Source organism: Pantoea sp. SOD02 (genome assembly GCF_024707505.1).
Lineage (GTDB): Bacteria > Pseudomonadota > Gammaproteobacteria > Enterobacterales > Enterobacteriaceae > Pantoea > Pantoea symbiotica.
The window spans coordinates 504,807-525,850 of the sequence record NZ_CP102605.1; the positions used below are offsets into that span (position 1 = coordinate 504,807).

Below are 21,044 nucleotides of genomic sequence, written 5' to 3' on the forward strand. Positions count from 1 at the left end.
GATTACTTAAACAGATCCCCACGATATTTAAACAGCTCTAAATCCGAGGCGATGCCGAGCTTTTTCATGCCGGTCTGCTTGTGAGCGCTGATGGTTTTGCGGCTGCGATTGAGCTTTGCAGCGATTTCGATCACTTGCATGCCATCAATAAAACAGCGGATCACTTCCGCTTCACGCGCCGTGAGCAGTTTACTCAGCTGCGTCACCCGTGAAACCTCATTCGAATCTTCCTGCTGAATAGGACGATCGCGCTTACGGCCAGGCAATTGGCTTAACTGGCTGGCGATGTCATCCGGCAGCGAGCGCTTGCCAGCAGCGATGTTACGGATTGCGGCAAAGTAAGCCGGCGTCTCTTCACGTTTGGTGATGTAGCCCTTAATGCCCAGATGCAGAGCGGCACGGATCACCGCAACACTTTCCATCGACGATGAGAGCAAAATTTTCAGCTGCGGATGATGTGTACGAATGTGCTTGATCAGCGATAAGCCATCCAACTGGTCATTACCCAGAATGTAATCCAGCACCAACACATCGGCGCTGTTCTGCCCCAGCCAGGCCATCAGCGCTTTGCTGGTGCCAAACGTCGCCAGCATGGTGATATCTGGCTCACGCGTGGCAGCGACTTCGAATGAGAAGCGCATCATGGGATGGTCATCCAGCATCACCACCGTAATTTTGTTTGCGTGAAACACTGCCATCTGCCACCTCGGTAACCTGAAACTCATAATGAAAATCTGTTCGTATCAGGCCAGCAATAATTGGCGTGTCTTCAGGCTGTATCGATACGGTTTGACTCAGCATAGGCATTACCGGGACTTTTCTGAAGCGCCGAATGCTTAGGCGCGCGTAGGAAAATACTTATATTATTTTTCATGTACTTACCGCCAACAACCAAGACCTGGCCTGGCTATTTCCATGCAGCATTACGTCAAAATGCAGGGTAGAAAATTTACCGATTATTTGACGATGAAAAACGGACTGCTCCTTTACCTCTTGCTCGCCCTACTGACCTTGGTTTTCATGCCAGGGCTGCCGCATGCGCAAGGACAAGCGCTAACGCTGGCCCCGCGCATTGAAGTCAATCCGCCGCCGGTAACCTTTGCCGCGAATGTACGCGCGTGGCTGCAAACACATCCCGTGGTGCGCGTCGGCGTGTGGGGCGCGTCTCAGCCGCCGGTCAGTTTGGGCATGGAGCGTGGGCAGTTGGCGGGCATAGATGCGGATTATCTGGCGCTGCTTGAATCAACGCTGCAGGTACATTTTGAGCTAGTTCACTATCGCAGCCGTGACGAGGCGATTCGCGCGCTGAACCACAATGAAGTCGGCATGCTGGCGATCTGGACCCCCGATCTCGCGCCGCACACATCGGTGCACGCTTCACTGCCGTGGTTGAACGATCGCGCGGTGGTCGTTACGCGCGCCGGACAGCAAGCGCCGGGCGGCAAGCTGCCATTGCTGGTGATGGACAGCCAAACGCTGCCGGATATTAGCCCTTCGCCAGAAGCGTTTGAGGATTACTATCAGGCGATCAATTCCATCGCCTTTGGCCAATCCAGAGCCGCCGGTTTTAGCCATGCCACCGCCAGCTATCTGCAGCGCAATAATCAACTCGATAATCTGTGGCTGCTGCCGCATCCTTCACTCGGTGAATTCCGGCTCACTTTTGGCGTGCCGGCTGCCGAACCACAATTGCTGAGCGCCATCAATAATGTGCTCACTCATCTGCCGCTGGTCAGCCGTTTGCGCATTGCGCAAGGCTGGGGCATGGATCGTGAAGCAGTACTCGGTCATCCCACATTATCACTCACGTCGCAAGAGCTGGCATGGAGCCAGCAAAATCCCGCCATCACCGTATTGCTGGATGGTCGGCGCGAACCCATCAGTTTTGTCAGCCAGCAAGGTGAACCCTCCGGCCTGGCGATCGATGTGCTGCGCCAAATAAGCGAGCGCTTCGGCTTACAGTTCAACTATCAAATGGCCGAAGACGATGCGCAGCTAACCGCGCTGTGGGTGAAATATCCGCAGGCGATTATGGCCAGCAGCCTGACGGTGCCTGGTGAACCGGAAGCCGCCGATCCATCAATGACTCAAAGCGAACCCTGGCTGGTGACGCCAGCGGTGCTAGTGATGCAACGCAACACCATTCAGCCTGCTTCACTGCACGAGCTGGCGGGCGAGAAAATTGCTATTCAGCAAAATAACCCACTGATTCCGTGGCTGAAAACCTGGTATCCGACTTTGCAGTTGATCATCACCGATACGCTGCAGCAGGCGCTGGTGCTGGTTAATAACGGCGAGGCGCACGGCGCGATTGGATCGCAATTCTCCGTGCAGTATCAGCTGAAGCGCAATCCGTTCCATCGTCTGCATCAGTCACTTTCACTGCCGGTAAAACCGTATAGCGTGGGCTTTGCCGCCCAGCGAGCAGATTCACCTGCGCTTAGCATTCTCAACAAAGCCCTACAACAAACGCCGCCCGACAGACTGATGAGCATGGCCAGCTCCTGGCGTGACACGCTGCTGGCACCGGATCAGAAATCAGCACGCGAATTTTCCCCCACCTTAGTCGCGATCACCATGTTGCTGGCGCTGCTGCTGTTCCTGTTGGTGGGCTGGTGGATTGGTCGATTGTGCCAGTCGCTCAAAGCGCTGCGCGAACGCCTCAACAGTAATCAGACATTGATTCGTCAACTGCAGGAAGCCAAAGCAGAGAATGATCGGGTGCTCGAGGCGCGTAATGCCTTTATGAAGAGCATGGGCCATGAAATTCGCACCCCGCTCAACGCCATTACCGGCCTGCTGGAACTGGAGCTGGAGCGGTTACACAGCCAGCATCAGCACAATGAAAATTTGCAAACGGTGTATGAATCCGCCTGTTCGCTGCTCTCCATAACCGGCGATGTGTTTGATATTTTCCGCGCTGAAGCGCGTGATGAACAGAGCCGCATTCGCGTGGTGAATCTGCCTTCGTTACTGCGCAGCACGGTGGCGCTGTTCCAGCAGCAAGCTGAGGGGAAAGGCTTGCGCCTGCATGTCACACTGGATCCCGATGCGCCGCGCGTGGAGTTTGATCCGCTGCTGATTATCCGCATTACCTCCAGCCTGTTACGCAATGCCATTCAGCACACCCAGCATGGCGATATCACGGTAACGCTTTGCTGCGAAGCGCAGAATGCCAATGGCTATTTACCGCTGGCGATCGCTGTCAGCAACCAGAGTGACGGCCTGCTCGCGCAGCAGTGGCAAGCGTTACAAGGCGCTGATGATTCGCGTGCCTGGGCGGAAACCGGTTTTAGTCTGGCGGCCTGCCAACGCATGGCGCAGGATGCTGGTGCGCAGCTCTTAGTCGAAAGTGTGTCCGGAGAGAGCAATTGCGTGAGCTTGCACTTCTGCGCAGCACCGGTGAAAGCAACATCTATTGCGCCACGCGCTGCGGAACAATCCAGCCTTAAAGTGCTGATTGTTGACGATTATCCGCCTGCTCGCCTGTTGCTGAGCCAACAGCTGCAAAAAGCAGGCTGCGCGGTGCTGAGTGCGATAGATGGCCAGCAAGGGCTGACGCTTTGGCAGCAACATCAGCATGAGATTGGTTTAGTGATTACCGACTGCACCATGCCGCAGATGGACGGATTTGCTATGAGCCGCGCGATTCGGCAACGAGAGAAAAACCAGCAACTGGCCGCGACACCGATCTACGCCTTAACGGCGATGAGCAGTTTTGATGCCGCTGAAGATTGCCGCAAGGCAGGCATTGATGGCTGCCTGACCAAGCCGATTGCGCCAGCAGAGCTACGTGAAATTCTGGCGAACTGTCTACGCACCGAGGAAACCGCATGTTAAAGCGCGTTATTATCTTTGATCGCCATCCGATTATGGTTGAGGGCATTTCTCAACTGATGAGCGCACGCGGCTATGTGATTGCCTGCGCCACTTCCGATGCGGCGCAGTTGATCCACGCATTGCTGCTGGATGAACCGACCTTGCTGATCATGGATATGGCCGGGCTCAGCGTACATCATCTGAAAAAATTGCACGCTGCGCGCCAATGTTGCGGCCCTTTACAGCTGCTGATTTATGCCAGCACTGACAGTTGCTGGCATGAGATTAAAAGGCTGAAGTGGCAGGTGCAGGGCTATCTCAGCAAAGGCTTCGGGGTTGAGATGCTCAACTACGTGCTGAGTGAAATTGAGAAAGGTGAAACGGTGATGATGCGCAGTGCCGATATTACGCCGCACCATCCGCAGGATCAGGCGCTAATTGGCTCGTTGACCAACCGTGAAATGCAGATATTGCGTGAATTAGGCGCAGGAAAAAGCAATAAGATCATCGCCAGTGAACTGCACCTCAGCAGCAAAACGGTGAGCACCTATAAGCGCAGCATCATGCAGAAAATGCACACCGTGAAAGTGAGTGATGTGGTGGATTTCGCCCAGCGCGCTGGCTTTTGACCCTTTACTCCTCTTCGGCAATATCACTCAATAGCGCCGCACTCTCTAGCTTATCCTGATAAGCCTCCAACCGCGTGACCAGCTCGCTACATCGTGGCTGCAATGCTTCGCTCTGCAGCTGTGGATCGCGGCAGGCAATTTCCATCTGCAGGCAGACATCGGCCAGCAGATGCTGATGGGCGATACGCACGCTGCCGGCAATACGGTGCACAAGATCGGCAATTTCCGCACGATGCTGTTCGAGGTTGAGGGTGTCTAACTGCGCCAAATCCTCCGCCAGTGTGGCTACCATCAAATCACGCATCGCCGCTTCCATCTGACGATCAACCTCGCTACTTTCCGGCATTTCAGGAATGGTCACGTCCGCTGGAGAGTGAACCGTGCCGATTGCGCGCAATGCCGCCGCCAGGCTGCTGATCGAGCAGGGTTTAAACAGACAGTTGTTCATGCCAGCTTCCAGGCATCGTTTGATTACCACATGCATCGCATTTGCGGTAAAGCCCATAATCCAAATCGGCTCACGCCCTAAATCTTCCTCCGATTCACGAATAATCTCTGTTAGTTGATAACCATTTAACCCCGGCATGTTGCAGTCGGTGATCACCACATCGTAATTGCCACGCTGCCACATCTGCAGCGCTTCATGACCATCGGCAGCCAAATCCGCATGCTGGCCCAACCAACTCAACTGTTTCGCCAGCAGCATACGGTTCGCGGCGTTATCGTCCACCACCAGCACCGAACGGAGCGGCAGTTTTTCACCCTCTTCCGCTTGGTCTTCTAGCTCAAGGCCCTGACTTTCCGCCATCGGCAGCATCAAGGTGGCGCGCGCGCAGGTTCCCACGCCTTTTTCACTGCTCAGCGTTAAGGTTCCGCCCATCTTTTCACAGATGGTACGGCTGATATAAAGACCCAATCCAGTCCCCGCGCGGCGGTTATCGGCCTGGCTAAAAGGTTTAAACAGCGCGGCCTGCTGTTTTTCATCAATACCAATGCCGCTGTCCTGCACTTCAATGACCAGATACACGCGGCCCGCAGCGACATCCTTCTGTTGGGATAACGTTAGCGATACGCCGCCCTGATCGGTGAATTTGATTGCGTTGCTTAACAGATTGGACAGCACCTGCTTGATGCGCAGCGGATCCGCAAGCACCTGCTCCAATCCTTCTTCGGGAATGTGCCTGGTCAGGGTGATATTTTTGTCGATCGCCAGCCCCTGAAACACCTTCATCAGGTTATCGATCAGCTTGCCGGGATGCACCGCTTCCGGATGATATTCCAGCTGGCCGCCCTCAATGCGCGAGATGTCGAGGATATCGCCAATCAGGCCCACCAGACTCTCCGCTGAATCGTACGCCACTTCCAACGCCTGCAAATCCTGCTCGCCGCCGCGCCCTTTTTTCAGCGCCATATCCAGCATGCCAATAATGGCGTTCATTGGCGTGCGGATTTCATGGCTCATGGTCGAAAGAAATACCGATTTGGCGCGGCTGGAATCTTCTGCCCGCTCTTTGGCCTCGCGCAGCTCGGCAAACAGCGCTTCACGTTCGGAGATGTCCATCCACCCGGCGATAACACCGACCACGTTGCCATCGCTGTCATTGAACGGCTGAATCCACTGATAAACGGTTACGCCAATCGAAGAGTCCGGGTTGTCCCACAAGTCATAGCGGCGATCTTCGACGATCGGAATGCCGGTTTTCACCACATCAATCAGTTGATTGTGATAAAACGCCGCCTGTTCAGGCGTGCGTAATCCTGGATGTTCGCGCATGGTTTTGCCCAGCGCTTCTTCATAAATCACGCCGGTTTCCACTAAATAGCGCTGATTGCAGTAGGTCAAACGACCATCTTTATCGCGCAGCGAAACCGGGAACGGCATGCTGGTGACCAACGCCTGAAGTTGCGCCAATTGCACATTCAGTTCGCGACGCAATTCGGCTTTACGGCGGATGATTTGGCGCTGATACAGCGCCCAGCCGATCACCATCAGCATGATCAGCACGAAGAAGATGATGCTGGCGATCAGCACCGCCTGATAGCGCTGCCAGAAGCTGTCGTAAACAATCAGATCGCTGGGCCGCCAGCGGTTAGCCAGCTCCTCAATTTCTACCGGCGGAATACTCAGCAGCACTTTATCGAGAATGCTGCGCAGTTCGGGATCGGCGCGTCCGACGCCAAATGAGACCCACGCGGGTGAACTGCCAATGGCGCTGACCATCTTCAGCTTATTCTGGAAGTGGGTTTTGATCTGATAATCCACCATCACCAGAATATCGACGCCCGCATCCGCCTGGCCCTTTTCCACCTTCGCCATCATTTCCGTGATGTTCTGCACCGGCACAATCTCGATTTCCGGATAACGCGCATGCACCATATTTTCGACGCTGGTGTTGGCGACCATCGCGAGGCGCTTACCGCGCAGATCGGGCAGCGAGTGAATATCGTTGTTGCCGACGCGCGTGGTCAGCGCAAAGGTGCTGCGCAGATAAGGTCGGGTAAACAAAATCTGCTGCTCGCGCTGAGCGCTCGGCGTGAGCGAGGCGAACATATCAAAATCGGCGCTATTGACGCGGTTAACCAGCTCTTGCGAGGTATCAACGGTTTCGAAACTGAAGCGCAAACCGGTTTTTAATGTCACCAGCGTGATGAGGTCGCTGACCATGCCGCGCAATGCGCCACTCTGATCGATGATGGTCATCGGTGCGGCTTTATCCTGGCTGAACATCACCATTTTTATCACCGGATGCGCCACCATCCATTTGCGTTCCGCGTCGGTAAAAGGTGGCGTATTCAGCGATTGATTCATCCCCACCATGTCGGGCTGCCAAATACGTAACAGCTCATTCTTCTCTTCCTGCGGCACGTTGCTGATTGCGCGATTCACCAGCGCCTGAAGTTCTGTCGCCTGCGCGGGAAGCGCAAAGCTGATCATCTTTTGCGGCAACTGGCTGAAGCGCACCATGCGCAAATTATTCAAAAAATTGCGGCTGAGGGAGAAACTGTTGCCCAGATAGACACGCGCGGCACCAAAGGAGACGGCGCTCAGCGCATCCTGATAATTGTTGTACATGCGGAAGTTGGCGTGCGGATAAGCGTGGCGTAACAGACTTAATGGCAGATAGGTATTTACCACGGCAACATCAATGTTGTTGAGATCGCCGGGCAAAGGAACATTATCGTTGACGCGCATGCCGAGAACCGGTTGTTCGCTGGCATAAGGATCAGAAAAAAGCAGCGGACTTTCATCCTGCCGCGCGGTGAGCGAAGGCACCAAATCGATCTTGCCACTTTCCAACGCATTGAGTGCTTGCTCCAGCGACTCAAATTGCTCGATGCGCAGCGTTAAACCGAGCTGTTTTGCTACCAGTCCCGCATAGTCGGCGCTTAATCCTTCATATTCGTCCCGCACGTTAGTCATGCCATAAGGCGGCGACTCGCTGGGAAAAATGCCCATCACTAACTGCTTCTTGTCATGGAGTAAATGACGCTCCGCCGCCGAAAGCACCAGCGGTTTGAGCCCCTCAAATGAGGCGCGAGTCAGCAAATGGAACTCTTTCGCCTGCACAGGAATAAGCGCAGCACAGAGCCAAATCAGGAAAAAGCAGCAAAGCTTACGCATAGCACCGGTTATTTGATCAGGTTGTTACGACGGGCAAAATCGATTAAATCGATCAGCGACTGCGCATTGAGCTTCTGTTTCAGGCGATGCTTATAAGTGCTGATGGTTTTTTCACTCAGCAGCAGTTGTTCGCCAATCTGTTTATTGCCCATGCCCTTGCCAATGCTAATTAACACGCTCAATTCACGATCGGAAAGCTGCTCTAACAAGCCGGCGTCATCGCGATCGCTGTGGGTCTGTTCATACGTTTGATGGGATGATTGCGGAAAAAAGCTGTAACCGCGCATCACCATTTTGATGGCATCTAATAGCTCGCTCATATCATCGGATTTGGTGACGAAGCCATCGGCACCGGCTTGTTTACAGCGCTGGGCGAAATGACTGCTCGACTGCGACGTCAGCACGAGGATTTTAAGCGGCAGATTCAGGGTGCGCAGCCGTTCCAGCACCTGGAAACCATCAATCTTTGGCAGACCAATATCCAGCAGCACCAAATCAGGCAAACATTCCCGTGTTTTTTGAATGGCATCAACACCGTTGTTGGTTTCGGCCACCACTTCCATCTCATTGCGTTCCAGCAACATTTTTACTGCAAATCGGATAACCGGATGGTCATCAACAATGATTACTTTTTTCATAGAAATGAGATCCTGATGACTACGCTGAGCAGGTTATCAATGTGTTCCCAGGGCGGCTTACACTATCCCGTTTTAACAGAATGGTCTGTAGGAAATTACTTATGCTGAAGGTTTACAGACCACAACGATCTCCTTCATCTGAGTAAAGCCCCATTTATCGGCACTGTGGTAACAATATAACTTAGCAGGGAATTTTGCCCAAATGTAAGAAGATGCTGTGCGTTTCTGCAGGAAGTAGCGGTCTCGTAAGAAACGGAATGGTCTGGGGCCAGAGAATTCCTCTGAGCCCAGGCCATGAATGAAAATTCTGATGCGGCATGGCGGGAAATTAATAGTAATTGATGGTGTAAGTCATGGTGGCATTCGCATGCCCCGGCGTTACTTTAGCATCGGTTTGAATATAGCGGGCAAACAACGGCAGGGTAACTATTCCGCTGCCGTTATTAGTGGTGGGATAACGCATTTCACTATTAAATTGCGCGGATGTCCCCGCTCCGGCACTGTTGGTTACTAGTTGGATGCCAACACCTGTGGCGACGTTAGCCTCATTTCTCAAACCAATGATGCCCCTGGTGGCGTCAATAATCGACGTGTTGGGCTTGAGGGTTAATCCCAGCGTGTTCGCTTGCGGTGTTCCCGCCTTACCGCGATCGGTAATTGAATCAGAACCATAGTTTGATTGCCCGCTGTCCATCAGCCCGTAAAAACGCGGACAGTTGGTGAGCCGCAGGCTGGCATCAGTCCAACTGGTGGTTGTGCCGACGCTTTTAAATACCTGACTGGCGTTATAGCTTCCCAGCTGCACCACCGGATTTGGCGTGGTGCAGGTTTGTGAGACCACATTCAGCGTGCCAGTAAAGCTAACGGATGATAAACGCACGCTTGCGCCACTGTCTGGAATGAAATCCATCACGACAGTGGGTAAATCCTGCCCTCGAATGATTCCAGGAGCGATTGGACCGATTTTAATAAATGAGATATCAAAGGAGACTTCAGAGCGATAGGTATAATCAGTATTTACCGGGACGCTGTTGCCGTCTCTTCTATAAGGAAATGCATTCCCACTGTACCAGGCCACAACACCAATCCCCGGAACACCGGTTTCATACACTTTTCCCGCCCAGGCGCCACTGTTCCATGCAGACAACGGTTTAGGGCTGAAGCCGTAACTCGAACGCGCCTCCCAAGACCAGGCGGTGGGATTGCTAGCGCAGTGGACAGTGGGACCGTATGAAGGTTTGAAAAACTGGCGAAACAAGGTGGTGCCAACCGGCACATCTTGCCCCACGGTAATATTTCCGCCCTGAAGAGCCACCGTGGTCATAATGCCAGGCGCTGAAGCATCGGCGGCGCAGGTGACAGCCTGTACCGAAGTGAGCGGTGCCGCCAACAGCAGCACGCTAAATATCCATTTTTTCATACATTATTCCCTGTTATTAACGGCCGCATACCGCATTGAATGACTGCAATCCCGGCGGGCTACTTTTTGCCTCAGGTACACGCTGGTAAAGCAACAAGCAGGATTGCTGCGCTTCACTGCCCCAGCGCACCGTTAATGCGCCCTGCTCCTGTTCCACCAAAGCATATGCCTGTCCAGCCTGGCCCACAGAACCCACCACATTGCCTTTGCTATCCAACACATCGGCACCAAACGGCAGCGGTTTGCCTTGCCAATTTGCGGTGATCAGAATCGGCAAACCGCGATGTGCCTTAAATTTCACCTTCACCACCGCACCTGAATAAGGTGCGATGCGCGATGAGGTATTCTCAAGCTCAACGCCCGCTGACGTACCTTTTGGATCCAGTACGATCTCATTCATCTGATAAGGATTGAGATACGGCACCAGCGCATAGCCGCTGTTATCGACATACACGCCTGGATAGGACGACACGCTCGCGCCCTGCGCACCTTTGGCTTCCACCAATGCATAAGTGTCGCCGGTATATGGGCTTAAAGATACGCCGCCGCTGTGTGCCACGATTGTACCGTTTAGCCCAGCAGAAGCACTCTGATAGCCCTTACCGCTGCTGACCGAACCACTTAGATTGGTTGTCCTGGCACGATATTGTCCGTTCAACGCGCCGCTACTGCCCTCATTTGGTGAGGCATGACGCACCGTCGCGCCATAGCTGAACTGGCTATCATCGCCTGCGGTGCCTGAAAGCGAAGCCTGTTGTCCCCAACGTCCACCGTTATCATGCGAGAGTTCGGTACGCAGCAGTGGCGTATGGCGCTGATTATCGCTACCCAATGGCATGCTGAAGCTCAGCAAGTAACTGTTTTGCGAACTGCCGTAGCTGCTGTAGCTACGGTTGACGGAAATGCCCCATGAGACGGAACCTGTGCGATTGTTATAGCCAAGCTGGAACTGTTTTTCGTTGCCTTCACGATTCCAGTAATCCTGCAGAGATCCGCTGAGGTAGAAGTTACCCCACACATCCGGCAGCGCTTGTCCGGCGGTAACCGAGAAGCGATTTTTGGCGCGATATACCGAATCCAGCCCGGCGCCACGCTGCAACGCATCACGGCTTTGCATCGTCGTCATAAAATCCATAAAGCCGGACGTTGAGAAGCGATAAGCGGCGATTGACAGATTACTGCCGCTTTCTGGCACCGCTTTGCTGTAGCTAACGCGGTAACTTTGTCCGGTCATGCTGGCATCTTGCTGCTTATCGGCACTGCGCAGATGGGTACGCGCCTGAGTAATATCGAAGGCGAAGGCGCCCAACGGTGTACCCAACGCCGTTCCGCCTTGCAGCGCGTAATAATCCTGGCTAGCCTGCAAACCCGCGTATCCGGTGACATCGTTGGTTAAGCCATATTGCCAGGTGCCCTGATAGAGCGCGACGTCATCACGGATGTAGTCGGCACGCAATTTACCCGCCGTCACGTCATAGCGGGATGTGCCTGGACGCAGCAATTGCGCCACCGCTGCGTAAGGCACGCGGAAACTGCTTTTGCTGCCATCCGCTTCATTCACCGTTACGTCGAGATCGCCGCCATAACCGGTAGGATAAAGATCGTTAATCAGGAACTCGCCCGGAGAAACGGTGGTTTCATAAATCACCTGACCTTGCTGGCTCACCGTCACGCGGGCGTTGGTGCGCGCGATGCCGCGAATCTCCGGCGCATAACCGCGCTGAGATTCCGGCAACATCCGCTCGTCACTGGCCAGCTGCACGCCACTAAACGGCAACGTATCGAAGATAATCCCGCTGGTATTTGATTGTCCGACCACCACGCGGCCACGCAGCGGCACCACATCGTGCTGTACAAAGGTATTAAGCGACTGATAGCCGCTGCCGCCTTGTTGCTGCCAGTTGTAGTTGCCGTTATGACGCAGATACCAGCCGCCGATGTTCAAACCCGCATTAATCCCGCCAAAGAAGGATTTATACACTTGTCCCGCCGAGCGGCTGGTGTAGGCATTGGTGGAGTATCCCAGCATCAGCGCCGGAATCCCCGCATCCCACAATGCCGGATCAACATAATCGCGCGGCACGCTGGTCAGGTAGATTTGCGGAATGGAGATGTCGAGGCGCAGCTGGTTGCTGTCGTAGCTCACGCTGGCGTCCGGCAGTACAGAAGTTAAATCGCTGCAATCCGTTTCATTCGTGAGCAAACCCGCAGCTGAAGCTGGCAGCGCCGAGGCGTTAAACGGGATCTTTTTCAGCAACGGCGAAGGTATGCAGGCGCGCACCTGCTTATCCGCCATCTCGCGGAAGTTGATGTCCTGATTGGCAATCAAGTGCTCGTTGACGTACACCAGCGTGCGATAGGTTCCCGGCATTGCCGATGCGCCCTGATTAAAGCGCGCCAGATCGATGGCAGCGCCTTTGCTGACCTGCAAAAAACTGGCGTCGAATTCCGCCTCTTCAGCAGCAAATACCTGCTCTGCGCCACTTAATAACGCAGCAAACACAGCGCTGGCCAACAAGGTGTAGCGCAGCGGCAGAGTAGATTCTCTGGTAAAAGTCATAAGCGTGCCTTCCGGCACGTCTTGGCATGCCGGCTATAGGAGATTGAAATTCAAGAGAGAAATTATTTGATTGCAGCGGTAAAAGGCTGAACGGCACCGAAATCGTTAACGTATTCACCGCTGACGTTGGCACCCGCACCCGCGTTGATCTTCAACGTGAGCGAGGAGAGCGGCGGCACCATTTCACCGTCAATGGTGTGTCCATTTACCTTCACCGTCACCAGCGAGACATTGTAAGGCGTTGGATTGCTGGCCTTTAGCTGACCGTGACTTACAGACCAACTCAACGATTTCACCGCTTCATTGGCATCACCTTTCAGGCCAGCCGGACGGTAGAACAGTTTGATACGCGTGCGGAAAGCCATCTGTAACGTGTTGAGTTCTGTTTTGTCTTTGGTTTTCGCCGGAATCTCCAGCACGTTCAGCCATGACACCGATTCACGATCGTGGGCAAACACGCCTGGATTGGTCAGCGACAGGCGTAATGTCTGCCCTTTTCCGGCATCAACACGGTTCACCGGTGGCGTGATGATGTAAGGCGTTTGAATGTTCTCTGGCGTCGCATTGGCATCCCCGTTATCAACCCAGCTTTGGATCAAAACCGGCGACGCACCCACGTTCTTCATTTGCACGGAGACTTCTTTGTCATCCTGATGATAAATAACGCGCGTACCCGTAATAACGATGCTGGCCAAAGTCTGGCCGCTGATGAAGGTGGCGCAAAGCAAAGCGAATATAGGCAGGGTTTTGCTAATGGAGATGTTCATGCGGGAATCCTGAGAAAGAAAGGTGGGATTGCTCCCACCTGACGGTGATTACTTGTACATAATCGAGTAAACGACGCTGCTTTTTACCAGCCCTGCGGTGGTAGCACCTTCAGCGTAATACTGCACCGCGTAAGGCAGAGTTGCGCTACCAGTCGCGACGCTGGCGTAGGTGTTTTTGGTGATCTGGTTTTGGTTGCCTGCCTGAATCACGCTTGAGTTAGCACCATCCAGCAGCTGCAAGCTGACGTTGGTTGCGCCACCGGTGGTGGTGTTCTTCAGACGGCCATTGACGGTGTCAACCGTTGCGCCCGCTTCGAAGAATGCCGCAGCGGTTTTCAGCGTGCCCGTACAGTTGGTCAGCGCCATGTTGAAGCCGGTACGACCCGCAACCTGAGCTGCGGTTTTCAGCTGGTTAGTTGACACTGTTGGCAGCACGACAGTGGCGTCTGCCGCCTGGCCATCAACGATAACGTCACAGGTGCTGGCGGTCAGTTCACCGTTGAAGGTGATGGTGCCGGTGGAAGCAGCCTGAGACGACGCGCTCATGACCAGCAGAGTCAAAGCGGAAGCAGCGAAGAGTGATTGAGTAATTTTGCTCACGAGAAAAAATCCCTGTTTATCGTTTTTACATGGAGGCTAATTGCTCCGGTCCTCAGACTGAGCTTCCTCAATAAGACCTGGTGCTGCTTAAGGGAAGTCGTCTGTCTGATGAAGCAAAGTTTACGGTTAGCAGGGAATGTCAGATATCGGAGCGGAGGCCTACATTTGTCAAACAAGGCTGCAAATTATGTAGGCGCTTATGTCAGGTTTTGTAGTCTTATGTAAGCTGTCGGATCGCCATTTATGGCGACCGATTCACGATTACGGACGCGCGTGCAGAAAACAACCGATGCTGGCATTGAACTCTTCAACCGCATCACGTACTTCGGACCACAGGTTGGCTAATAGGGACAATTCAGGGGGAGACGACAGGCAGGCCGTTTCTAACTGGCGACAGGCATTTTCGGCACGATGTGCGCCAGTAATCTGCGCGGCACCGGAAATACGGTGCACGCTTTTGGCTAATTCACCCCAATCCGCGCGGGCATAAAGCGCTGCAGCTTCGTTTAAATCCGTAGAATTACTTTTCAGCGTCATGGCAAGCATGGCGCACAGCAGGGATTCATCGTGACCGGTTAACGAGCGCAGACGTTCCAGGCTGAGTAGTGAATCTAAGGATTTTGCAGATTTAGCCAAGAGAGCCTCTTTCTGTGCAACACAGCACACTAATCGAGATGATGACGGCGCGCAAAATCGATTAATTCGAGTGTAGAACTCAGCGCCAGTTTGGTCAGGATGCGGGTTTTGTAAGTACTGACGGTTTTATTGCTGATATGCATGATCTCAGAGATATCGATCACTTTCATACCGCGCGCCAGATGCTGCAGAACCTGAAACTCGCGGCTCGAAAGATTTTTAATCGCATCGACTTCCGCTTCGGGCATTTTATTGGTGCCCTTATTATCGCGGCGCTTTAGCGGGAAGTAGCCGTAACCGCGCATCACGGCGCGCACCGCATCACCTAACTCTTCCAGATTATTACGCTTACCGACAAATCCATCGGCGCCGGTGCTCATACAACGGCTCAAATAGTGGTCATCATCGCGAGCGGTTAATACCAGAATGCCACCGCGATATTCCGCTGCGCGTAACTTCACGATCAGCTCAATGCCGCTCAGTCCAGGAATATCGAGGTCAAGCACGATGAGATCAGGATGGTGTTCGTTGATCATTTTCAACGCCTGATGGCCCTCATCGGCTTCAGCCACCACGGTATGCCCATCTTTTTCCAGCAAAATACGTACGGCAAGACGTGCGACTGGATGATCATCAATTATCAAAATACTCGCCATCTTCACCTCTCCTAAGACGACAGTCATTGTCCCATGTAGTTTAAAATAACTTACCAATAAAACAATCAGATAAGCGGTGCGATATTCCAGATTCCGAGGAAATGTCCTACAAATCTGACGAAATGGATGACGAGTCAAACTTGTAAAAGTAAAACGATCGGTTTACTTTTTAAGTATGAAAAAGAAACTGGATATCATTAATGCCGCTGAGCGGCTGTTCTATCTCAACGGCTTTCATGCCATCAGCACCGATCGCATTTGCAGCGAGGCGAACGTCTCGACGCGCACGCTGTATCGCCATTTTCCCTCGCGTGAAGCGCTAACGGCTGCGGTGCTGGAGACGCGTCAGGATCGTTTCTTTGCCGCATTACCGCCGCCGGAACATGCGCAAGCGGTCAGCCAGATGTTTGATGCGATGGCCGACTGGATGCAGCAATACGGCAATAACGGATGCTTATTTCTTAAAGCGTGGGGCGAATATGCTGGAGAAGATTCCGCTTTAGCCGAACAGGCGCTGGCTTACCGTCACAAGATGCGGGATTACATTGCGCGCGCCATTAAGCAGGTGATCGGCAAGCAGCATCTTGCGTTAGCGGATGCGGTGTGGCTGCTGTTCGAAGGTGTTCTCACTTCAGCGCTGATCATTGGTGCGTCGCAGGCGTGCGAAACCGGTAAAAACGCAGCTCTGCAGCTTATCGCACTCAGTGAAAAGTCATGAAGGGCACGACGCTCGGCATCACCGGATTTTCTCTTATCGCCGTCACTTACGGCATGGCGCGTTTCGCCTGGGGCCTGATGATGCCCGAAGTGATGCACGACATCCCGTTCACGCCGCGCGTTTCCGGCGTGCTGTCAGCCTGCAGCTTTGCCGCTTACTGCGTGGCGGTGCTGATCGCGCCGATGATGACCGCCCGCGCGGGCCCGCGTTTTCCTGCTGCCGTTGCCGCGCTTTGTGCCGCATTGGGTTTGCTGATTATCTCGATCGCGGTTTCAGCGTGGATGCTGGGCGTGGGATTGTTTATCGCCGGCATGAGCGCCGGTCTCGCCTCGCCTGCATTAGCGAGCGCCGTCAGCCAGCGCATTGAGGCTGAACAGCAGCCGCAGATGAATACCGTGATTAATGCCGGGACCAGCATGGGGATTATGCTGTCTGTGCCAATTTTGTACTGGCTGCCCGGCGGCTGGCGCGTCGCCTGTGGCGTTTTCGCCGCACTGGCGTTGATCTGTCTGATGCCGATTTGGCGCCAGCTGCCCCATCAAAGTGAAAACAGCGGACATGAATCCTGGTTAAACCATATGCGACAGCGTTCTCTGCAGAAACTCATTATCATTGCGTTAATTAGCGGCATCGCCAGCGCGGCATGGTGGAGCTTCGGTCCGGATTTGCTGCATCACATTGACGTCAGCGATCGCATAGTGAGCCTGCTGTGGCTCATGGGTGGCGCAGCAGGCATTATCGGTGCCTTCACTGGCCCGATGGCGAAATGGATAGGGATGAAGTGGGTTTATTGGCTGTCGCAGTGCTGCCTCGCCGTTCCCTTACTGCTTCTGGCGATCAGCCATCACTATTCAATCTGGCTATTTCCCGCCGTGGCACTGGGTGGCGCTGCATACGTTACGCTCTCGGGCGTGTTGCTGGTGTGGGGAGCAGCAGCAACGGAAAATGCCCCCGCCATCGGCGTAGGCATTCTGTTCTTCATGTTGGCTACGGGTCAGGTCATTGGATCGCTGCTGTTCGGACAACTCTATGCGCAGGCTAGCGCGTCGACCGCATTAATGCTGTTTGCCGCGCTACCCTTGCTGATGATGTTGATTATTCGTCGTTAAACGGATCTTTTTTGTCATCTTCACTGTCATCTCGCGTTCTCGGGATCTCACCGTGTTCACTGGGATTGTCCTTAGCGGGATGTTTTTCGTCATTCACGTCACGTTTATCTTTTGGGTGATGGCTCATCTGCAGCTCCTTGGTTAATCACCCATAAAGTGTAGTTGATCTGGATGGGGAGATAAGTTCGCCCCACACGCTTACTGCAACGCTTTCAGGATCTGCATCGCCGCTTTAACCCGCTCGGTGTTGGGATAATTTTTGTTCGCCAGGATCACAATGCCGACCTGCTTCTCTGGGATGAAGGCGACGTAAGCACCGAATCCGCCCGTTGCGCCGGTTTTATGCACCCACGACGCTGTTACACGCGGATGAGCTTTCGCATCCCGAACCGGCTGCGGACCGAGCGCTACCTTGTTATCTGCGCCCTTCACTGCCATCTCTGCCTGAGCGGGCCAATCGAGCATCTCCCAACCCAAACCCTGATATAACGCATCGGTACGATAGAAACGCGTTTGCGCGAAATTCAGCGCCTGCTGCAGCGTTTTGTCTTTTACCTGCTGCGGATCCATATTGGCCTGCATCCAGCGCGCCATATCTTTAATCGACGACTTCACGCCATAGGCTTCGGCATCCAACATGCCCGGCGACACGCGCACCGGCTTGCCTTCGCGGTAACCCCATGCGTAAGCATCCTTCTCGCTGTCGGGCACGGTGATAAAGGTGTGCTTAAGCTGCAGCGGCGTAAACACGCGTTGCTGCATCGCCTGCTCAAATGTCAGCCCGCTGGGTTTCGTCGCCAGCCAGCCAAACAAGCCGATGCTGCTGTTAGCATACTGACGCGTGTTGCCCGGCGCCCACTGCGGTTGCCACTGTTGATAGAAGTTCGCCAGCGCCTTTTCATCGGTCACCGCATCGGGAATCTGCAGCGGCAAACCGCCGGCAGTGTACGTCGCCAATTGCAGCAGCGTGATGTCACGCCACTGCGGCGTATTCAGCGCCGGCCAGTATTTGCTGGCGCGATCGCTCAGTGCGATCTCGCCTTTGTTCACCGCGACGCCACTCAGCACGCCGGTGAAGGTTTTACTCACCGAACCGAGTTCAAACAGCGTCTCTTGCGTGACCGGACGCTGCTGTTTTTCATCCGCCATACCCCACGTAAAATAGTGCGGCTGGCCTTTAACCACCACCGCCACGGCCATACCGGGAATCGCTTGCTGCTGCATCAGCGGTTTGATGGCCTGATCAACGATGGCGTCCACCTCTGGCGTCGCGGCGAACGTCATTGAGCACACCGATGTCAGTGCTGTTGCTATCAAAGTTTGAGAAATCAATTTCACTGTTATTAACCTTCCGGGTTGTTGTTCCGCGGGCAGTTTGCCCAATTTGACAGGCAGCAACAAACTGTTAATTTTAGCGTCAGACAATAGAAATTCTTACAGGTCGCCGCATGACTCGCCCTTATATCCCACTTAACGCGCTTAGAGCCTTTGAAGCCGCCGCACGTCATCTAAGTTTTACTAACGCTGCTATTGAGCTGCATGTAACCCATGCAGCCGTGAGCCAGCAGGTGAAATCACTGGAGCAACAGCTTGGCTGCCAGCTGTTTGTACGGGTATCGCGCGGATTGATGTTAACCACCGAAGGCGAAAGTTTGTTGCCAGTATTAAACGATTCATTCGATCGTATTGCCGATACGCTGGACCGCTTCTCATCGGGCCAAATGCGCGAGAAATTAAAGGTCGGCGTGGTGGGAAGCTTTGCCACCGGTTTGCTGTTGCCGCGTTTAGAGGATTTTAACCGCCGCTTTCCGCACATAGAACTGCAACTCTCCACCCACAATAATCGCGTCGATCCAGCCGCCGAGGGCCACGATTACACCATTCGCTTTGGCAGCGGCGCCTGGCACGGCACCGAGGCGCAGTATATTTGTTCGGCCCCGCTATCGCCGCTGTGTAATCCGGCCATCGCCCGGCAGTTGCAGCAGCCTGCAGACGTGCACAAATTCACTCTGTTGCGATCGTTCCGCCGTGATGAGTGGAGCCAATGGCTGCACAGCATTAATGAACATGCGCCATCGCCTGCGCATCCGGTGATGATTTTTGACTCGTCACTAACGATGATCGAAGCGGCATTACTGGGCGCGGGGATTGCGCTGGCACCGGTGAAAATTTTCAATCACCTGCTGCAAAGCGAGAAGCTGGTGCGCCCTTTCGCCGCAGAAATTGATCTCGGTGGCTACTGGTTAACGCGTTTGCAGTCGCGGCCAGAAAGCGCCGCGATGATGGCGTTTTCTGGTTGGTTGATGAATGCGTTGCATTGATGTGCACCAGACGCTGTAGGGTCGCCATTCATGGCGACCGATTCACCTACTGCACATTTATCTGTTTCGCTTTCGCCAGCGTGCGCGCAAGAATTGAGGAATACAACGGTTTGCCGCCGAAGAATTGCGCGGCCAGCGTCGCGCCGAGACAGGTAATGATCATCGGCAAAATCAGCTGATAATTGTTGGTCATCTCCAGCACCAGCACAATGCCGGTCAACGGCGCACGCACCGAGGCCGCAAACAGCGCACCCATACCAGCTACAGCAAAGGTTGCCGGCTCCAGATGCAAACCCGGCAACCACTGCATGCAAAGTTGACCAAAGCAGGTACCTAACAGCGTACCCAACGTCAGCATCGGGGCAAAAATACCGCCCGGCGCGCCGGAGGAAAAACAGCAAATTGTTATCAACGTGCGCAGTGCGAAAATGACAAAGAGCGCCAGCGCGCTGTAAGCTCCGCTGGAGAAATCAGGAATCAGCGCAATCCCGCCGTTAATGGCTTGTGGCAGAAACAGGCCAATCACGCCACACATCCCCGCCAGCAAACTTCCCCACAGCACCCACGATGCCACGCGGCCTTTATGTAAGCGCTGAAACTGATCCTGCGCGAGGAAAATGAAGCGGTTAAACGCCACGCCGCAGCCACCAAATAACACGCCCAACACTAAATAAAGCCACAGCGTATTGGTTGGCGCATCCTGCAGCTGACCAATATTAATGATTGCTTCATTGCCATTACACACGCGGAAAACAATGCTGGAAACGATAACGCCAACAAACACCGCTTTGATGGAAATCAGGCTGTAGCGAAACTGCGGACGCATCTCTTCGATAATAAACAGGATGCCTGCCAGCGGCGCGTTGAAAGCGGCCGACAAACCAGCTGCAGCGCCGGTTGCCAGCAACGTGTGACGAGACTCAGAAGATTTTACGCGGAACAGATCAACACACATGCCGCCGATATTGCCGCCCAACTGCACGGTTGGTCCTTCGCGACCCAGCACCATGCCCGATCCTAACGCACCCATGCCGCCGATAAATTTCACCGGCAGCACGCGCCACCAACGTACCGGCCGGAGTTCCTCCAGCGCGCCTTCAATTTCGGGAATGCCCGATCCGCCCGCTTCCGGCGCGAAACGTCGCACCAGCAAGTAGCCGACAGCGCCTAATAGCGCCGAGAGCAGAAACGCGCCGGCGATTTTCACCAGCAGATTGTCACCCGCATCATCAAGCCAGCTTAAGCGCGTATGCACCACCAAATTGACGGCTTTATCAAAGGCCACGCCAACCAGGCCGGTTAACACACCGACCAGCGCGGCCAGCAGCAACAGCGCGACGGGCGTTTTGTCGCGGCGTAATAGTTTCTGCATCAATAAGAAGCGCCCAGCACGTAATATCGTGTTGGGCTCTGCGGAGTGACCATTGGCAGGCATGCAAATCCTCTGTTTTCGTAACAGTGTTCAAACGTAAGTTTGAGAAAAGAGGCATTAGCATACTGAGAATGAAGTGATTTTTAACCCAGGAATTCGCAAGCGGATTTTTCAGTT

General features: G+C 54.0%; 17 protein-coding genes. 5 read left to right on the plus strand and 12 right to left on the minus strand.

Annotated elements, in window-relative coordinates; genetic code table 11:
* Nucleotides 1-2: 2 nt before the first annotated feature.
* Nucleotides 3-698 carry a response regulator transcription factor gene (locus NR302_RS21845; protein ID WP_258145260.1) on the minus strand — a complete coding sequence of 232 codons (696 nt, stop codon included), beginning with the start codon at nucleotides 696-698 and terminating at the stop codon, nucleotides 3-5.
* A 322-nt stretch (nucleotides 699-1,020) separates the two neighbouring features.
* On the opposite strand from NR302_RS21845, the gene NR302_RS21850 reads away from it, so the two are divergent.
* Nucleotides 1,021-3,840: a response regulator gene (locus tag NR302_RS21850; protein WP_258145261.1), complete on the plus strand. Its 2,820-nt coding sequence runs from the start codon at nucleotides 1,021-1,023 to the stop codon at nucleotides 3,838-3,840.
* The gene (locus NR302_RS21855) at nucleotides 3,834-4,448 is read left to right on the plus strand and encodes a response regulator transcription factor (protein ID WP_258145262.1); all 615 of its coding nucleotides are present in this window, start codon (nucleotides 3,834-3,836) and stop codon (nucleotides 4,446-4,448) included. Before NR302_RS21850 ends, NR302_RS21855 begins: the two co-directional genes overlap by 7 nt.
* A gap of 4 nt (nucleotides 4,449-4,452) precedes the next feature.
* Here the strand turns inward: NR302_RS21855 and NR302_RS21860 are convergent, their stop codons facing one another.
* The 8 genes from NR302_RS21860 to NR302_RS21895 all read right to left on the minus strand — a co-directional run bounded on the left by NR302_RS21860 (nucleotide 4,453) and on the right by NR302_RS21895 (nucleotide 15,347).
* The gene (locus NR302_RS21860) at nucleotides 4,453-8,070 is read right to left on the minus strand and encodes a transporter substrate-binding domain-containing protein (protein WP_258145263.1); all 3,618 of its coding nucleotides are present in this window, start codon (nucleotides 8,068-8,070) and stop codon (nucleotides 4,453-4,455) included.
* A gap of 8 nt (nucleotides 8,071-8,078) precedes the next feature.
* Complete coding sequence (locus tag NR302_RS21865; protein WP_258145264.1) at nucleotides 8,079-8,708, minus strand: response regulator transcription factor; 630 nt, start codon at nucleotides 8,706-8,708, stop codon at nucleotides 8,079-8,081.
* 328 nt (nucleotides 8,709-9,036) lie between these two features.
* Complete coding sequence (locus tag NR302_RS21870; RefSeq protein ID WP_258145265.1) at nucleotides 9,037-10,128, minus strand: fimbrial protein; 1,092 nt, start codon at nucleotides 10,126-10,128, stop codon at nucleotides 9,037-9,039.
* 16 nt (nucleotides 10,129-10,144) lie between these two features.
* On the minus strand, nucleotides 10,145-12,688 hold the full coding sequence (locus NR302_RS21875; RefSeq protein ID WP_258145266.1) for a fimbria/pilus outer membrane usher protein: 2,544 nt from the start codon (nucleotides 12,686-12,688) through the stop codon (nucleotides 10,145-10,147).
* Nucleotides 12,689-12,750: 62 nt separating this feature from the next.
* Entirely contained in the window at nucleotides 12,751-13,455 is a 705-nt protein-coding gene (locus NR302_RS21880; RefSeq protein ID WP_258145267.1) for a molecular chaperone, read from the minus strand.
* Nucleotides 13,456-13,503: 48 nt separating this feature from the next.
* Entirely contained in the window at nucleotides 13,504-14,001 is a 498-nt protein-coding gene (locus NR302_RS21885; RefSeq protein WP_258145861.1) for a fimbrial protein, read from the minus strand.
* Between the two features lie 315 nt (nucleotides 14,002-14,316).
* A complete protein-coding gene (locus NR302_RS21890; protein ID WP_258145268.1) occupies nucleotides 14,317-14,691 on the minus strand; it encodes an Hpt domain-containing protein in 375 nt (124 codons plus the stop codon).
* A 29-nt stretch (nucleotides 14,692-14,720) separates the two neighbouring features.
* The gene (locus NR302_RS21895) at nucleotides 14,721-15,347 is read right to left on the minus strand and encodes a response regulator (protein WP_008106116.1); all 627 of its coding nucleotides are present in this window, start codon (nucleotides 15,345-15,347) and stop codon (nucleotides 14,721-14,723) included.
* 175 nt (nucleotides 15,348-15,522) lie between these two features.
* Between NR302_RS21895 and NR302_RS21900 the strand changes: the two genes are divergently transcribed.
* Nucleotides 15,523-16,065: a TetR/AcrR family transcriptional regulator gene (locus NR302_RS21900; protein WP_258145269.1), complete on the plus strand. Its 543-nt coding sequence runs from the start codon at nucleotides 15,523-15,525 to the stop codon at nucleotides 16,063-16,065.
* Nucleotides 16,062-17,174, plus strand: coding sequence for an MFS transporter (locus NR302_RS21905; RefSeq protein WP_258145270.1), 1,113 nt, complete (start codon nucleotides 16,062-16,064; stop codon nucleotides 17,172-17,174). The genes NR302_RS21900 and NR302_RS21905 overlap by 4 nt, the downstream gene beginning before the upstream one ends.
* On the opposite strand, the gene NR302_RS21910 is transcribed toward NR302_RS21905, so the two are convergent.
* Together NR302_RS21910 and blaPSZ are read right to left on the minus strand one after the other, a co-directional pair.
* A complete protein-coding gene (locus tag NR302_RS21910; RefSeq protein WP_008106109.1) occupies nucleotides 17,161-17,301 on the minus strand; it encodes a hypothetical protein in 141 nt (46 codons plus the stop codon). The two genes, NR302_RS21905 and NR302_RS21910, sit on opposite strands and share 14 nt — an antisense overlap.
* A gap of 71 nt (nucleotides 17,302-17,372) precedes the next feature.
* A complete protein-coding gene (blaPSZ, locus tag NR302_RS21915) occupies nucleotides 17,373-18,506 on the minus strand; it encodes a PSZ family class C beta-lactamase (protein WP_258145863.1) in 1,134 nt (377 codons plus the stop codon).
* A gap of 116 nt (nucleotides 18,507-18,622) precedes the next feature.
* Between blaPSZ and ampR the strand changes: the two genes are divergently transcribed.
* Nucleotides 18,623-19,495 carry a LysR family transcriptional regulator AmpR gene (gene ampR / locus NR302_RS21920; RefSeq protein WP_258145271.1) on the plus strand — a complete coding sequence of 291 codons (873 nt, stop codon included), beginning with the start codon at nucleotides 18,623-18,625 and terminating at the stop codon, nucleotides 19,493-19,495.
* 46 nt (nucleotides 19,496-19,541) lie between these two features.
* Here the strand turns inward: ampR and clcA are convergent, their stop codons facing one another.
* Entirely contained in the window at nucleotides 19,542-20,930 is a 1,389-nt protein-coding gene (clcA, locus tag NR302_RS21925) for a H(+)/Cl(-) exchange transporter ClcA (RefSeq protein ID WP_258145272.1), read from the minus strand.
* Nucleotides 20,931-21,044: the final 114 nt, after the last annotated feature.

What these genes read in the sequence shown, in the direction of transcription:
- NR302_RS21845 (WP_258145260.1), bottom strand. Translation starts at nt 698, where the DNA reads ATGGCAGTGTTTCACGCAAACAAAATTACGGTGGTGATGCTGGATGAC.
- NR302_RS21850 (WP_258145261.1), top strand. Translation starts at nt 1,021, where the DNA reads ATGCCAGGGCTGCCGCATGCGCAAGGACAAGCGCTAACGCTGGCCCCG.
- NR302_RS21855 (WP_258145262.1), top strand. Translation starts at nt 3,834, where the DNA reads ATGTTAAAGCGCGTTATTATCTTTGATCGCCATCCGATTATGGTTGAG.
- NR302_RS21860 (WP_258145263.1), bottom strand. Translation starts at nt 8,070, where the DNA reads ATGCGTAAGCTTTGCTGCTTTTTCCTGATTTGGCTCTGTGCTGCGCTT.
- NR302_RS21865 (WP_258145264.1), bottom strand. Translation starts at nt 8,708, where the DNA reads ATGAAAAAAGTAATCATTGTTGATGACCATCCGGTTATCCGATTTGCA.
- NR302_RS21870 (WP_258145265.1), bottom strand. Translation starts at nt 10,128, where the DNA reads ATGAAAAAATGGATATTTAGCGTGCTGCTGTTGGCGGCACCGCTCACT.
- NR302_RS21875 (WP_258145266.1), bottom strand. Translation starts at nt 12,688, where the DNA reads ATGACTTTTACCAGAGAATCTACTCTGCCGCTGCGCTACACCTTGTTG.
- NR302_RS21880 (WP_258145267.1), bottom strand. Translation starts at nt 13,455, where the DNA reads ATGAACATCTCCATTAGCAAAACCCTGCCTATATTCGCTTTGCTTTGC.
- NR302_RS21885 (WP_258145861.1), bottom strand. Translation starts at nt 14,001, where the DNA reads ATGAGCGCGTCGTCTCAGGCTGCTTCCACCGGCACCATCACCTTCAAC.
- NR302_RS21895 (WP_008106116.1), bottom strand. Translation starts at nt 15,347, where the DNA reads ATGGCGAGTATTTTGATAATTGATGATCATCCAGTCGCACGTCTTGCC.
- NR302_RS21900 (WP_258145269.1), top strand. Translation starts at nt 15,523, where the DNA reads ATGAAAAAGAAACTGGATATCATTAATGCCGCTGAGCGGCTGTTCTAT.
- NR302_RS21905 (WP_258145270.1), top strand. Translation starts at nt 16,062, where the DNA reads ATGAAGGGCACGACGCTCGGCATCACCGGATTTTCTCTTATCGCCGTC.
- NR302_RS21910 (WP_008106109.1), bottom strand. Translation starts at nt 17,301, where the DNA reads ATGAGCCATCACCCAAAAGATAAACGTGACGTGAATGACGAAAAACAT.
- ampR (WP_258145271.1), top strand. Translation starts at nt 18,623, where the DNA reads ATGACTCGCCCTTATATCCCACTTAACGCGCTTAGAGCCTTTGAAGCC.
- clcA (WP_258145272.1), bottom strand. Translation starts at nt 20,930, where the DNA reads ATGCCTGCCAATGGTCACTCCGCAGAGCCCAACACGATATTACGTGCT.